Annotated in this window: 10 protein-coding genes; 4 read left to right on the forward strand and 6 right to left on the reverse strand. The window is 55.9% G+C overall.

Annotated elements, in window-relative coordinates; genetic code table 11:
• Positions 1-44: 44 nt before the first annotated feature.
• Both psbV2 and psbV read right to left on the reverse strand, forming a co-directional pair.
• The gene (gene psbV2 / locus ACVWZJ_RS13675) at positions 45-515 is read right to left on the reverse strand and encodes a photosystem II cytochrome PsbV2 (RefSeq protein ID WP_238376794.1); all 471 of its coding nucleotides are present in this window, start codon (positions 513-515) and stop codon (positions 45-47) included.
• A 26-nt stretch (positions 516-541) separates the two neighbouring features.
• The gene (gene psbV, locus ACVWZJ_RS13680) at positions 542-1,084 is read right to left on the reverse strand and encodes a photosystem II cytochrome c-550 (RefSeq protein ID WP_457396398.1); all 543 of its coding nucleotides are present in this window, start codon (positions 1,082-1,084) and stop codon (positions 542-544) included.
• Positions 1,085-1,414: 330 nt separating this feature from the next.
• On the opposite strand from psbV, the gene ACVWZJ_RS13685 reads away from it, so the two are divergent.
• On the forward strand, positions 1,415-2,302 hold the full coding sequence (locus ACVWZJ_RS13685; RefSeq protein ID WP_414343577.1) for a hypothetical protein: 888 nt from the start codon (positions 1,415-1,417) through the stop codon (positions 2,300-2,302).
• Positions 2,303-2,323: 21 nt separating this feature from the next.
• On the opposite strand, the gene ACVWZJ_RS13690 is transcribed toward ACVWZJ_RS13685, so the two are convergent.
• Positions 2,324-3,652 (reverse strand): hypothetical protein, encoded by a 1,329-nt coding sequence (locus ACVWZJ_RS13690; protein WP_414418767.1) that lies wholly within the window; start codon positions 3,650-3,652, stop codon positions 2,324-2,326.
• A 50-nt stretch (positions 3,653-3,702) separates the two neighbouring features.
• A complete protein-coding gene (locus ACVWZJ_RS13695) occupies positions 3,703-5,574 on the reverse strand; it encodes a M61 family metallopeptidase (RefSeq protein WP_457396401.1) in 1,872 nt (623 codons plus the stop codon).
• Positions 5,575-5,879: 305 nt separating this feature from the next.
• On the opposite strand from ACVWZJ_RS13695, the gene ntcA reads away from it, so the two are divergent.
• Positions 5,880-6,554, forward strand: a complete 675-nt coding sequence (ntcA, locus tag ACVWZJ_RS13700; RefSeq protein WP_011434093.1) for a global nitrogen regulator NtcA — start codon at positions 5,880-5,882, stop codon at positions 6,552-6,554.
• A gap of 238 nt (positions 6,555-6,792) precedes the next feature.
• The gene (gene eno, locus ACVWZJ_RS13705; RefSeq protein ID WP_457396402.1) at positions 6,793-8,076 is read left to right on the forward strand and encodes a phosphopyruvate hydratase; all 1,284 of its coding nucleotides are present in this window, start codon (positions 6,793-6,795) and stop codon (positions 8,074-8,076) included.
• Here eno and ACVWZJ_RS13710 read toward each other — a convergent pair.
• Positions 8,073-10,160 (reverse strand): prolyl oligopeptidase family serine peptidase, encoded by a 2,088-nt coding sequence (locus ACVWZJ_RS13710; protein WP_457396403.1) that lies wholly within the window; start codon positions 10,158-10,160, stop codon positions 8,073-8,075. The two genes, eno and ACVWZJ_RS13710, sit on opposite strands and share 4 nt — an antisense overlap.
• Positions 10,161-10,615: 455 nt before the next feature.
• Between ACVWZJ_RS13710 and treZ the strand changes: the two genes are divergently transcribed.
• On the forward strand, positions 10,616-12,442 hold the full coding sequence (gene treZ / locus ACVWZJ_RS13715) for a malto-oligosyltrehalose trehalohydrolase (RefSeq protein ID WP_457396407.1): 1,827 nt from the start codon (positions 10,616-10,618) through the stop codon (positions 12,440-12,442).
• A 62-nt stretch (positions 12,443-12,504) separates the two neighbouring features.
• Here the strand turns inward: treZ and ACVWZJ_RS13720 are convergent, their stop codons facing one another.
• On the reverse strand, positions 12,505-12,894 hold the full coding sequence (locus tag ACVWZJ_RS13720; RefSeq protein ID WP_457396405.1) for a hypothetical protein: 390 nt from the start codon (positions 12,892-12,894) through the stop codon (positions 12,505-12,507).
• Between the last annotated feature and the right edge of the window lie 219 nt (positions 12,895-13,113).

A 13,113-nucleotide genomic window follows, 5' to 3' on the forward strand; every position in this document is an offset into this window, starting at 1 on the left:
TTCGGGCCTGTTTTGTTCTCTGGTAGAGCAGAACAGGCTCAGGGCTACTGAAAGCCCGCTCCGTACCGCTTAGCGGTCGGAGCCGGGTAGTTTACGGCTTCGTCGTCCATCCAGGAAGGGGGTACAGGTCGGCATCCATAGCTGGAATCCGAGCCATCGTAGCTGCGGGGATCCCGCTGGTACTCCATCAAGGCTTGAAGGGTATCTCGGGGTGGAGTGGCACCGCGCAAGTCCTTCAAAGAGAGGGAAATGTTGGGAGCCGGCAAAGTGGCACCGCCCACATGACAATTCAAACAGGCGGACTGAAAACGATTTTTGCCGTCCGTGAGCTGCTCTGGGGTAAAGGTGAGGGTATGCCCTGCGGCATCTAGAGGCAATTCCACAGGGCCACTCACCCGCAAATACTGGTTCACGTAAGGATCAATGCGGGCAGCCACCGGACTGGCCAGCCCCAGCCACAACAAAGCTAGGATCCCGACCCAGGCCCAGAGGCGAGACGGGATCCGCCATCTCATAGGCAACTTCTGATCCAGATGCGGCATTAGAGATAGGCTGATAGGTCGCTGTGGCTTTCGCTCTTGGTACCACCCCAGCCGGGAACGGTCTTGGCCTGCACCAGAATGTAGCCCGCAATCAGCTTCAGATCCTCGTCGGTGAGGTTGCGCAGACGTGGATACTCACTGGTGAGCTGGGTGTTGGGGTGATACTCCAACAGAGACTCCACCCCGTCATAGGTGACCGGATTCTTGATGTAATCCACAATCGCCAGCACATTATCCCGTGGGGGAGTTGCCCCCTCCAGATCCGAAAGCTTCAAGCTCACATCCGGGTTGGGATAGGTCTGGCCGCCCACATGGCACTGGGCGCATGCGGTTTTGAATAGCTTCTTCCCTTTGGCCAACTGGGCTTCGGTAAAGGTAATAGACTCAGTTGGCGACAGAGCCACTGCAGGAATATCCTTAGCTGCAAACACTGGAGCCAGACCCCAGCCAAACCCAGCCATCAACGCAGCCAACAGCAGGACAAGCAACCGACGACGCGCTGGCGCAAACACCTTCTGAAAAGAAAAAGCTTTGCTAAACATGGTTCTCCGTAGATCAGCCTAGAAAGAGGAGAGGTGGGCTCCACTCCAGCCACAAACCCGACAACAGGATCAAGAATAGACCATTAAGAGATCATTTGCAGATGGGATCCGGGATAGTTTCCCAATGGTTCCATTTGCCTTTGGTGTTAAGTTTGATTACGGAGCTATGGCCTGTTGGGAGTCTGTTGGCCGAGAGCTGACTTGGCCACAGCCCAGTCGAGAGAACTGAGCAGGTAATGAGCAGGTAATGCAGGTAATATAGAGCTTGGCTTGCTTGCCTGGCAACCTCAGAGCAGAAGAATACGGCAGACTCCGTTCCAGGTTTTCCCCATGTCCTCTATCCGATTCCAGCCGTTGCGGGTGGCTTTCACCTGTGCGGATCCCAGTCAAGTGCAAATGCCCGTTGCCGATTTGCTGGCGGCCTTGCCGGCCTCACCGCTTCTGACCTACACAGACCCGGAAGCAGCGGACTTGCGGGTAGAGCTGTTGCCCGATGCCACTTATCACTTTTACCGGCGGGGGGAAGAGGTGGCTCTGGCGGCCTTCCGGATCCCGGTGAAGAAGCTACTGGCCCTGCCTCGCAAGCTGGTGCGGCTGTTGGAGCACGTGGCTGCTTTTGGTAATCTTTTGAACCTGCAACCTGCCAGCGATGCGCTGAGCAGCATCTTGGAAGTGGAATTTCTCCAACTGGAAACCCCGGCCAGCAGCTCTGCCCCTGCCGAAGTGAGCCCCCTGCCGCGGGATCCCCAAGGGAAAGTGCAAATCCAAGCAGGCCGCAACCTGGCCATTGCCTTGAGAAACAGAGCCCCCACTCCAGTGCATGTTTATGTCACCGTCTTTGACGAGCGGCGGTACAGCGTGGATTTGGTTTACCCCTATCAACCAGATCTGCCTGCCCGTTTACGCCCCAACGAGAGCCTGCTGATTGGCTCTGGCCCCCGCTACCTGCTGCAGATGCAGCTGCCAGAAGGAACAGACGTAGCGGTGGATCGCTTCAAAATCTGGGTCAGCAGCACCAGCATGCAGCCAGGCATTATGGTGATGCCCCCTCTGGGGCAACGGCTGGAACCTCCCTCAGAAGATCCCTACGGGGCCGGATCCCGCCTGGATCGGGAAGTTCGGCTGGCCATCTTGGGCAAGGCGGGCAGCACGCCCATGCCGGCTTTTGCGGAGGATCCCTGGTGGTGTATGGAACAAGCTGTCAAAATTGTGGCTTAAGCTAATGCTCTTGGGTGCCTTTCAGACTTCTCGAAGGTGACTTTTTAAGATCCTCTCAAATGTAGCCTCAACCTCATCAACACTGATGACCGACAAATGATAGAGAGAGGATAGACTGGTTTTTGCATCTTGACTAACGTCGGCCAAAACTATGATGGCTTGGTTTCTCTGAAGACCAAGGTCAGAAGCAATCTCGGAGTACTTTTGTACTTTGTCTTGGTACCCACCTGTCTTCGACTCTACCCAGTAAAATTGATCATTAACGTGGAAGAGAAGATCCATCTCAAAATCATCTCCGTTTGACAAAGTAACTTTGGCATTTGCTATGTGAGAAAAATCAATCTTTCCAGTTTGCCTTTTAGCAAGGCAAATCAACCTATTCCTAACGTATCTCTCTAGCCAGTTTCCTGAGAGAAAATTCAGTGCTTGTCGAGATCTGCTGGCTCTTGCTACTAGCAGACACCTAGGCGCTCTGAAGTATCTATACTCTTCCAAAAATGCAATCTTGTATAGCTCTGTGGCAACCTGGCAAGTTGTGACAATTACTTGTTGAGGTTCGTCTCTAAGGTTTATTGAGAAAGAGTTTCCGCTGTTCATACTTGACTTAATCATTCCATAGAATCTTTTGATCAAAGAGTACTGACTGCCCATAAAGGCGGCTATTTGATCTAGCTTTTCCTCTTTTTCTTCCGCAGCTATGCTTTTTATCTTTATGTTTTTTGAGTTTAAGAACGACTCTATCTTTGATATATCGACGATAGCTGTCCCATCCTTGTCTCTTAGTACTTCGTCTGGTGTCTCAGGATCTGGTGCTTTACCAATGACCTGAGTAACCTGCTCATTCTGGGAGTCCTGATTTGAGTCCTGATTTGCAGTTGGGCATATCTCGGATCCATGAGAACTTTGAATAGTAACCCGTAGTTGCCGATAAATATCTTTGGCCTCTTCCACTAGATTTTCCAGAATGGCTAGCTGATTGTTCAGTTGCTGGCCATGTTCGGCCAACTTTACAGATATAGCTTGTAGAAAGTCTCTGCCCCAGTCCTGTAGCAAGCTTTGCTGGCTGTCAGCAAGGCGAAATTTAAACTCTTCAAGGGTAGCTTGGACGGCCTGTAACTTTTCCTGTAACTTTTGAGAAATCTTGTCTACCAATCCTTCGCTCAACTTGATGAGTGCTTTGTCCGGGTCGTTGAGTTTTTGGCTGTGTTGGCTTAGCTGCGAAGATATATCTCTGATAATCTCTCGTTTCCAGATTTCCAGTTTAGGACTGGCCCCATACTGGCGAGCAACGTAAATGCCTACCGAGAAACCAACAGCTGCCCCAATCAATAAAACCAAAACTAAGTCCATCAGATACTCCTGTCCTCTGCTGCTGTTACTTTTCTTTCCAGTTAACTGGATTACCTGCTTGCCTCAACATGATAGGAGGAGATAGGTGAATTTTCAAGCAGATGGGGACCTGCCTCTGACCGAAGCTGGGCGCCGACAAGGGATCCCAGCCAGCCTTGCTGAAGAGCTTCTTGAGCAGGAGTCAGTTCAGGCAACACCTCCAACGTGTAGACATCGGGCCGAGGGGGATCCAACGGGATCCAGAAATGTTTCAACTGATCGGCTTGAAAAACGCTCAAACAAATGATCTGGTGGGGCTGATAGGCCGTCAAGCGTTCCGCCAAGTTGGCAGCGCTCACCCTGAACCCATCCAGGGCCACCAGCTCATCGCCGGCCCAGATGCCCGCTTTTTGCGCCGGGGATCCCATCTCTACTGCGCTGATGCGATTGCCCTCGCCGTTGAAATTGAGGCCCAGGTATGGGATGGGGTTGGGGCGGCTGAAGTGGGCTTTAAGGGTGAGGCCAAAGGGGTGTAGGTAAGTGTTGTAGTCTAGCTCTTCCGTGCCTTCCACATAGGCTGCGAAAAACCGGCCAAGATCGGCACCGGCTGCCCGCTCAAACGCCTCCCGCAAGTCTTGGTCGCTGTAGCCCTTCTCTGACCGACCAAAGCGCTGCCACAGATCCTGCAAAGCCGTATCCAGGGATCCCCGACCGCCGGAAAGGTGGCGAATGTGCAGATCCAGCAGCCAACAGACCAAAGCCCCTTTTAAGTAATAAGAAACCTGGCTGTTGAGGGTGTTTTCGTGGGGGCGGTAGAGTTTGATCCAGGTATCGAAGCTGGACTCCCGCAGCGATTGCACGGCCCGGCCCGGAGTACGCTGCAAGCGACCAATCTGTTCGGAAAGAATCTTCAAGAAATCGCCGGCACTGAGGATCCCTGCCCTCAATAAGATGACGTTTTCGTAATAGCTGGTCGCCCCCTCACAAAACCACAGACATTCCAGATAATTTTCCTGGTTGTAATCGATCTTTTCCAATGCCAGAGGACGCAGACGCTTGACATTCCAGGCATGAAACAACTCGTGGGCCATCAGAGCCAAAAACCGACGATAGGACTCTGGCTGATGCAGCTCCAGCCCAGAGTAAAGAAGGGTGGTGCTGTACTTGTGCTCAAGGCCACCAAATCCTCCCGGTGACAAATGCACGATAAACCAGTAACGGTCATAGGGTAGCCCACCAAAAAATGCGGCTGTGGTTTCGACAATGGCCTTGGCATCGGCAACGGCCCGATCAACATCCAGAGTGCCCGACCCCCAAACCACAAGGTAATGCGGGATCCCTTCCACCTCAAACGATTGCACTCGATGTGGACCCACCTCCACCGGGCTATCCACCAGCTCGTCGTAGTCTTCCGCCACAAAAGACTGGCCGGAAGTGGGATCCTCAGAAGGAGAGGTCAAGGGCCGCAAACTGGTGGCGATGTGCCAATCCGGCTTGGGGGGGATCACCGTCAAAGTGTAGGGCTCCCGCTCGCGACCGGGCACGTAGAGGAAGAGCGCTGCCCCGTTGAAATAGGCGTGGGTCAAATCCAGATGGTTCGTGCGCACCGTCAGCTCATAGGCATAGACCCGATAGCACACCTTCACAGCAGAAGAACCCGGCGGATCGATTTGCCAGGTATTCTTATCCACCTTCCGCCAGGCCAAAGGGATCCCTTGCTCAGTTGCCGCCTGAAACTCCTGCACGTGACGGGCATATTCCCGCACCAGGTAGGATCCCGGCGTCCACACCGGCAGTCGCAGCCGCAAAGGCACCTCTGGATCCACCTCTTGGATCTGCAGTTCCACCTCCAGCAGGTGATTGGCCGGATCCGGCATCCGCACTGTGAAATGCTGGCGGCTCAGTTGAGAAGGTGCAGCAACAACAGCCTCCGGGCTCCCCATAGATAGATAGATAGAATGTTCCAACCCACTCCACTCTCTACCGCCAAGGGCCGACGCAACCCCCAGCGACAATGGCTCTTATCCTAACCCCTGCTTTCGGTTGGGGATCCCTTTCTGGGGCAAAAACGAGACTCAAAAATGTAGCACGTGCTACAAAGATGCCTGGGCAGAACCTTCTACTTTAGGGTAAATCTTGGTATCATCATCGATTCTGAAGTCAAGGGGTTGCAACCTAGCCTAATGCTTCTAGATTGATCTTAATAGGTTGATCTTAGGTATAAACTGACCTTAAAAGGTTGATGAGTATGGCGGTGGCCGTAGCGGAAAAATCTCTGATCACAGCCTTCAAGCAATTGGGAGGCCCTCACCATCCTCCGGTTATCGAAACGTTTGAGCGCGGGAAGACCATTTTTTTTCCAGGGGATCCGGCGGAGCGGGTTTACTTTTTGGTGAAGGGAGCCGTTAAGCTCTCGCGGGTCTACGAAATGGGGGAGGAAATCACCGTCGCCCTCCTACGCGAAAACAGCATCTTCGGCGTGCTCTCCTTTATCACGGGACAGCGCTCCGACCGCTTTTATCACTCGGTGGCTTTTACACCTACCGAGTTACTCTCTCTACCGATCGAGCAGGTGGAGAAATCCCTACAGGAGAACGCCGAACTGGCCATGTTGCTGGTTAAAAGCCTGTCGTCTCGTATCTTGCAAACGGAGATGATGATCGAGACGCTGGCTCATCGCGACATGGGATCCCGTCTGGTCAGCTTTTTGTTGATCCTCTGTCGCGATTTCGGAGTGCCTGGCCCAGATGGGGTCACCATCGATCTCAAGCTGTCTCACCAGGCCATTGCCGAGGCCATTGGCTCAACCCGCGTCACCATCACCCGCCTGTTGGGAGAGCTGCGCAAGAAGAAGTACATCTCCATTCACAAGAAGAAGATCACCGTACACGACCCGATGCGGCTGAGCCATCGCTTTGCCTAGAAGGAAGAGGAGAACACTTCCTGAGCAGCACCTTGCCCAGGCAAACCCCGCTCGATGGTTGGTTGAAGCTCTGGCCGGCCTATGTTCAATCTACTGCTGCAGCCTTGAAGAATCTCTATACCTAAAGGACAGACTTAAAGTTTTCTGGAAGCTGACCGGATCGCGGGCAAAAACCTACTAGTCTATGGGGGGATCTGGCTTTGGCCAGAGCTGTCTAGCCAATTGCTGAGGTGTAACTGTGGAAACGGCCATCGAGTGGATTACCGCCCATGAGATCCTCGACTCGCGAGGACGCCCCACCTTAGAGGCCCTGGTGGGTTTAGCCAATGGGGCGACGGGCTTGGCGCAGGTTCCCAGCGGCGCTTCGACCGGTACCTTTGAGGCCCATGAGCTGCGGGACGGGGATCCCAAACGCTACGGCGGTAAGGGCGTGCTGAGGGCGGTGGAAAACATCCTTGGCCCCATCCAGTCGGAGCTGCAGGGAGAAGATGCCCTCAACCAAGCCCGTATTGACCAGTTGCTGATCGACCTGGACGGCACCCCCAACAAGTCCCGCCTGGGGGCCAACGCTATTTTGGCAGTTTCTCTGGCGACAGCCAAAGCGGCTGCGGAAGCAGTGGGCTTGCCTCTTTACAAATACCTGGGGGGGCCCTTTGCCAACCTGCTGCCGGTGCCGCTGATGAACGTGCTCAACGGCGGCGCCCACGCCGACAACAACGTCGATATTCAAGAATTTATGCTTGTGCCCATTGGAGCGGCCAGCTTTCGCGAGGCGCTGCGCTACGGGGCTGAGGTGTTTGCGGTACTAAAACAAGTGCTGCAGCAGAAGGGGCTGTCCACCGGTGTGGGGGATGAAGGGGGGTTTGCTCCTGATCTCGACTCCAATGCGGCGGCTTTGGATCTGCTGATGACGGCTATTGAACAGGCAGGCTACAAACCGGGAGCAGATATCGCCTTGGCCTTGGATGTGGCCGCCAACGAGCTGCTGCAGGATGGGCAATATCACTTTGAGGGCAAAGCCCACAGCGCGGCTGAGATGGTGGCTTACTACCAGCAACTGCTGGCCAACTATCCCATCCTTTCCATTGAAGATGGGCTAGCGGAAGAAGACTGGGCCGGTTGGCAAGCCATGACCGCTCAACTGGGATCCCGGGTACAGCTGGTGGGAGATGACCTGTTTGTAACCAACCTGACCCGCCTGCAAAAGGGTATCGACAGCGCCGCCGCCAACGCCATTTTGATCAAGCCCAACCAAATCGGCACCCTGACGGAGACCGTCTCGGCCATCCAATTGGCAGTTCAAGCCGGCTTTCGCACCATCATCAGCCACCGCTCTGGCGAGACGGAAGACACCACCATTGCCGACTTGGCGGTGGCCACCCGTGCCGGGCAGATCAAAACCGGATCCCTCTGCCGCAGCGAGCGCATTGCCAAGTACAACCAACTGCTGCGCATCGAAGACGAGCTGGGGGAAGCGGCAGTTTATGCCGGTCGGGTGGGCCTGGGTCCTAGAGCTCGCTAACTTCCCGTTCCGTCCCAGGGGATCCCTAGCACCTGCACCAAAAAGGCCCAGCGGTCGGCAGCTTCCTCAATCAGCTTGCTGGTGGGCTTGCCGGCCCCGTGCCCTGCCTTGGTGTCGATGCGGATGAGGATGGGCTGGGATCCCCCCTGGGCTGCCTGCAGGGCAGCGGCAAACTTGAAGCTGTGGGCGGGCACCACCCGGTCGTCGTGATCTGCGGTGGTGATCAGGGTGGCGGGATAGGCAGTGCCGGGCTTGAGGTTGTGCAGAGGGGAATAGGCGTAGAGGGCCTTGAATTCCTCCGGGTTCTCCGGGGATCCGTACTCGGAGATCCAGGCCCAGCCGATGGTGAACTTATGAAAGCGCAGCATGTCGAACACCCCCACTGCCGGCAGGGCCGCTGCAAACAGCTCCGGCCTCTGAACCAGGCAGGCCCCCACCAGCAGGCCGCCGTTGCTGCCGCCGGAGATGGCCAACTTGGCGGGGTTGGTGTAGCCATGGGCTATCAGCCACTCGGCAGCGGCAATAAAGTCGTCGAACACCTTTTGCTTGTTGAGCTTGGTGCCCGCCTGGTGCCACTCTTCTCCGTACTCGCCGCCGCCGCGCAAACTTGGCTGGGCATAGACACCGCCCATTTCCAGCCAGGCCACCAGACCCACTGAAAAGCTGGGGGTAAGAGAGATGCCAAAGCCGCCGTAGCCATACAGCAGAGTGGGGTGATCCCCTGTCCGAGCCAGGCCGCGGCGGTGGACAAGAAACATGGGGATGCGGGTGCCATCTTTGCTGGTGTAGAACACCTGCTGCACCTCGTAGGCCTGGGGATCGAAATCCACCTGGGGCTGACGGAACAGGGTGCTGGTGCCGCTGGTGAAATCGTAGCGGTAGATGGTGGGCGGGGTAGTGAAGCTGGTAAAGGTGTAGAAGGTCTCGGTGTCGTAGCGCTTGCCGCCAAAGCCGCTGGCAGATCCCAGCCCGGGCAGCGGGATTTCTCCTAGGTAGGTGCCGTCTAAAGCAAAGGTCTTGATCTGGGTGTGGGCGTCTTTGAGGTAGAAGGCCACAAACTGATTGTTGATCAAGCTAACCCCCTGCAGGGTCTCCTCCGCCTCGGGGATCACCTCCTGCACCTGGTCGGGCTGCTCCAAGTCGATGGCCACCAGTCGCCGCCGAGGAGCTTGGCAGTCCGTCAACAGCCAAAAGCGGGATCCGTCGTTGCCCACGAAGCTGTATTCGGCCTCAAACTCGCGGATGAGCTCTACTACAGGAGACTGGGGATCCCGCAAGTCTTTGTAGAAGATGAGGTTTTTGGGATCCGTGCCCCGCCAGACGGAGATGATGAGGTAATTCCCATCTTCAGTAACCCCGCCGGCAAAGCCCCACTCTTTTTGGTCGGGGCGGTGATAGACCAAAACATCTTCTGACTGGGAGGTGCCCAGGCGGTGGTAGTAGAGCTTCTGGAAGTAGTTGGCGCTTTCGTATTCGCTGCCCGGGGCTGGTTCGTCGTAGCGGCTGTAGAAAAATCCTTGCCCGTCCAGCGTCCAGCTTACTCCCGAGAACTTAATCCAGCGCAGGTGATCCGGCAAATCCTCGCCGGTTTCGATGTCCCGCACCTTCCATTCTTGCCAGTCGGAGCCGGAGCGGGAGAGACCATAGGCTAGATACCGTCCAGCGTGCTCCGCACCGCTGTCGCGAGCGCGGCTGATGGCAATGCCCGCTAGAGCCACCGTGCCGTCTTCCGAGAAGGTGTTGGGATCCAGCAAAACCCGCGCCTGGCCCTCTAGACTTTCTTGGGTGTAGAGAACGCTCTGGTTTTGCAGGCCGTCGTTTTTGAAGTAGAAGTAGCGGCCCCCTTCTTTGAAGGGCTGGCTGTATTTTTCATAGTTCCAGAGCTGGGTCAGGCGTTCTCGGATCCGCTGCCGGGCTGGGATCTGCTGCAAGTAGTTAAAGGTAAGGTGGTTTTGCGCCTCAATCCAGGCCCGCGTCTGCTCCGAATCCAGATCCTCCAGCCAGCGGTAGGGATCCGGCACCGGCTGCCCGTGGTAGATGTCGACAACGGTGGGATCCGGATAGCTGGGCGGGTAGTTGAGCATGAGACCTAAGCGCTAGAGCATGACTCTAGTCAATAATAAGCTCAACTATACTGAAAATAATGTATAATATGTTCAGTACGGATTACTACCAGTTGATCTTTCTGTTTACTTTCGAGTCTGCCAACATGGTAGCCAAAGCAAAGCAGAAAATTGGTAGTAAGACGACACGGAAACTGCGCTTTGGGTATTCTACTCAAAGCTTTGCGGGATACCGCCATTCTGTTTGGACTCCGTCCCGCTAACGCGAATGGAAACAAACAGAATGCTATCGCTGCATAGTTGAACAGTGATGTTCAGCAGTGTTCAGCGTAAATGTATCAGACCCATTCCACTATGGCAGAGGAGAAGCCAAAAACCCACTCTCCGGCCTTTGCCAGGCATGCTCGCTATAGTGGAAGCCGAGTTGCGGGATAGATTCTGTGTTGCAGGCTTCTCCTTTCTTCCAGGCCGGGCGGATGGGCGCCTATCCCCTGGGCTCAGGCTGCTATCACTTCTCGGTGTGGGCGCCCTTGGTTGAGCAGGTGGAGCTGAAGCTGCTCAGCCCTGTCCAACGTTGCTTTACTCTAGTGCGGGATGAGCAGGGCTATTGGCAGGGGGAGGTGGACGGGATCCCACCTGGGCCAGTGGACTACCTCTACCGCCTGCACACCTCAGCAGGGGTAGTGGAGCGGCCGGATCCCGCTTCCCGCTGCCAGCCCTACGGCGTCCACGGCCCTTCGCGGGTGGTGGATCCCCACTTCGACTGGCAGGATCAGGGGTGGAAGGGGATCCCCCTGTCTCAGTGGATCCTCTACGAGCTGCATGTAGGCACCTTTACCCTCGAGGGCACCTTTGCTGCTCTGATCCCTCGCCTGCCGGAGTTGGTGGAGTTGGGGGTAAACGTGCTGGAGCTGATGCCGGTGGCCCAGTTTCCAGGAGAGCGCAACTGGGGCTACGACGGCGTCTACCCCTACGCGGTGCAGACCAGCTATGGAGGAGCGGCAGGCTTCAAAGCCCTAGTCAATGCCTGCCACCAACTGGGTTTGGCCGTCATCTTGGATGTGGTCTACAACCACCTGGGGCCGGAGGGGAACTACCTGCGGGATTTTGGCCCCTACTTCACCGACAAGTACCACACCCCTTGGGGGGATGCCCTCAACTTCGACGACCGCTATTCTGACGGCGTGCGAGAGTTTTTCCTACAAAACGCCGAGTACTGGCTGGAGGAGTTTCATCTCGATGGGCTGCGGCTGGACGCGGTGCATGCCATCTACGACTTCAGCGCCTACCCCTTCTTGCAGGAATTGGCAGAGCAGGTGGATGCCCTAGAAGCTCGCACTGGCCGGCCCAGGGTTCTCATTGCCGAAAGCGACCTCAACGATGTCCGCCTCATCACCCCCCGAGAGCAAGGGGGCTACGGGCTAGATGCCCAGTGGTGCGATGACTTCCACCACTCACTTCACACCCTGCTTACCGGGGAAAAGACAGGCTACTACCAGGACTTTGGCGAATTGGAGCACCTGGCCAAGGCTTACCGGGAGAGCTACGTTTATTCTGGCCAGTACTCCTGCTACCGCGCCAGGCGTCACGGCAACTCCGCTGTTGGGCGACCGGGATCCCAATTTGTTGTCTGCATTCAAAACCACGACCAGGTGGGCAACCGCAGGCTGGGAGAGCGCCTTAGCCAGCTCACCTCTTTCGAGGGCCTCAAATTGGCTGCCGCTGCCCTGCTGCTAGCTCCCATGCTGCCGCTGCTATTTATGGGGGAAGAGTATGGGGAAGTGGCGCCATTTCTGTATTTTGTCAGCCACGGGGATCCCGATTTGGTGGAAGCGGTACGACAGGGACGCCGCCGCGAGTTCAGCGCCTTTGCCTGGCAGGGAGAGCCGCCGGATCCCCAAGCTGAGGAGACTTTCCTGCGCTCCAAGCTGAATTGGGAGTTGAAAAAGGCCGGTCACCACCAGGTTCTCTGGAAGTGGTACCAGACCCTGATCCGGCTGCGCAAAACCCAACCGGCTCTCCAGCACTTGGAGCGGGACGGGGTGGAAGTGGAGCTCTTTTCCAACTCTGGCCTAGCTCTGCACCGCCGCCAGGGATCCCAGGCTTTGCTTGCCCTTTTCAATTTCAGCCCCGATCAGCCAGTCACCTATACCCAATGGCCCAGCGGCACCTGGGAAAAACTTTTGGACAGCCATGAGACCCAGTGGTTGGGAAAGGGATCCCAACTGCCGGCAGAAAGCCAAGGGGATCCGGTTGAGGTACTGGGCTATGGGGTGGGCCTCTATGGTGCTTTGCACCGCTAACGCAGATGGCTGCGGCCAGAAGGGAAATCTCGACCGCTCCAGACCTGGCAAACGGAAACGGTCTAGCCGATCTTCGCGCCGCGGAAATAGAGAGAGTCAGGCAAGGGCCTGCGGGCGAGGCTGGGATTTCGGGAAGGTTTGCTCACCGGTTGGCCGCGATAGATCAGCTTGGGCTTGGCAGGGTTGCCCGTAGGAGCAGCCTCTGGTTGGGACTGCACGGGTACGCCCGGCGACAGTTGAGCCCACACTTCCGCGTGATTCTCAAACTGCACCACAATGCTAAGAAATCCCCTTTCAATGTCGGCGCGACAGGCAGATATCGCGTCTTGGGCGCGTTTGTACACTTGCCGAAGGGCGTAGAAGTGATTCTGAAACTTGATCACCTCCACCAAACCCTGAGGAGTCGAAGCCCAGAAGCCACTGTCTGTATCGCTGTAGTCGAGAATAACCATGGCTAACTCCTACACTGACGAGTGGATGGATAAAGAATTCCCAACTCTTCCACTATGGATATCAAACGTCATGAAACGTAATGGTGAGCTTGATCACATTGACAATGTTTCGATACAGCCTGTTAAGGACTCAAGGGGTACAATAGCAGCACTTAGCAAACCAACTTCGGAAGGAGGATGGATTGATCAGTAGTAAAGAAGTCTTCACTATCTGCTCCA

The sequence above is a fragment of the Thermostichus sp. OS-CIW-29 genome (assembly GCF_054058195.1).

Coding starts and splice junctions, on each gene's coding strand:
- ntcA (WP_011434093.1), top strand. CDS start 5,880: ATGGCGGTGGCCGTAGCGGAAAAATCTCTGATCACAGCCTTCAAGCAA.
- psbV (WP_457396398.1), bottom strand. CDS start 1,084: ATGTTTAGCAAAGCTTTTTCTTTTCAGAAGGTGTTTGCGCCAGCGCGT.
- ACVWZJ_RS13690 (WP_414418767.1), bottom strand. CDS start 3,652: ATGGACTTAGTTTTGGTTTTATTGATTGGGGCAGCTGTTGGTTTCTCG.
- ACVWZJ_RS13710 (WP_457396403.1), bottom strand. CDS start 10,160: ATGCTCAACTACCCGCCCAGCTATCCGGATCCCACCGTTGTCGACATC.
- ACVWZJ_RS13720 (WP_457396405.1), bottom strand. CDS start 12,894: ATGGTTATTCTCGACTACAGCGATACAGACAGTGGCTTCTGGGCTTCG.
- ACVWZJ_RS13695 (WP_457396401.1), bottom strand. CDS start 5,574: ATGGGGAGCCCGGAGGCTGTTGTTGCTGCACCTTCTCAACTGAGCCGC.
- ACVWZJ_RS13685 (WP_414343577.1), top strand. CDS start 1,415: ATGTCCTCTATCCGATTCCAGCCGTTGCGGGTGGCTTTCACCTGTGCG.
- psbV2 (WP_238376794.1), bottom strand. CDS start 515: ATGAGATGGCGGATCCCGTCTCGCCTCTGGGCCTGGGTCGGGATCCTA.
- treZ (WP_457396407.1), top strand. CDS start 10,616: ATGGGCGCCTATCCCCTGGGCTCAGGCTGCTATCACTTCTCGGTGTGG.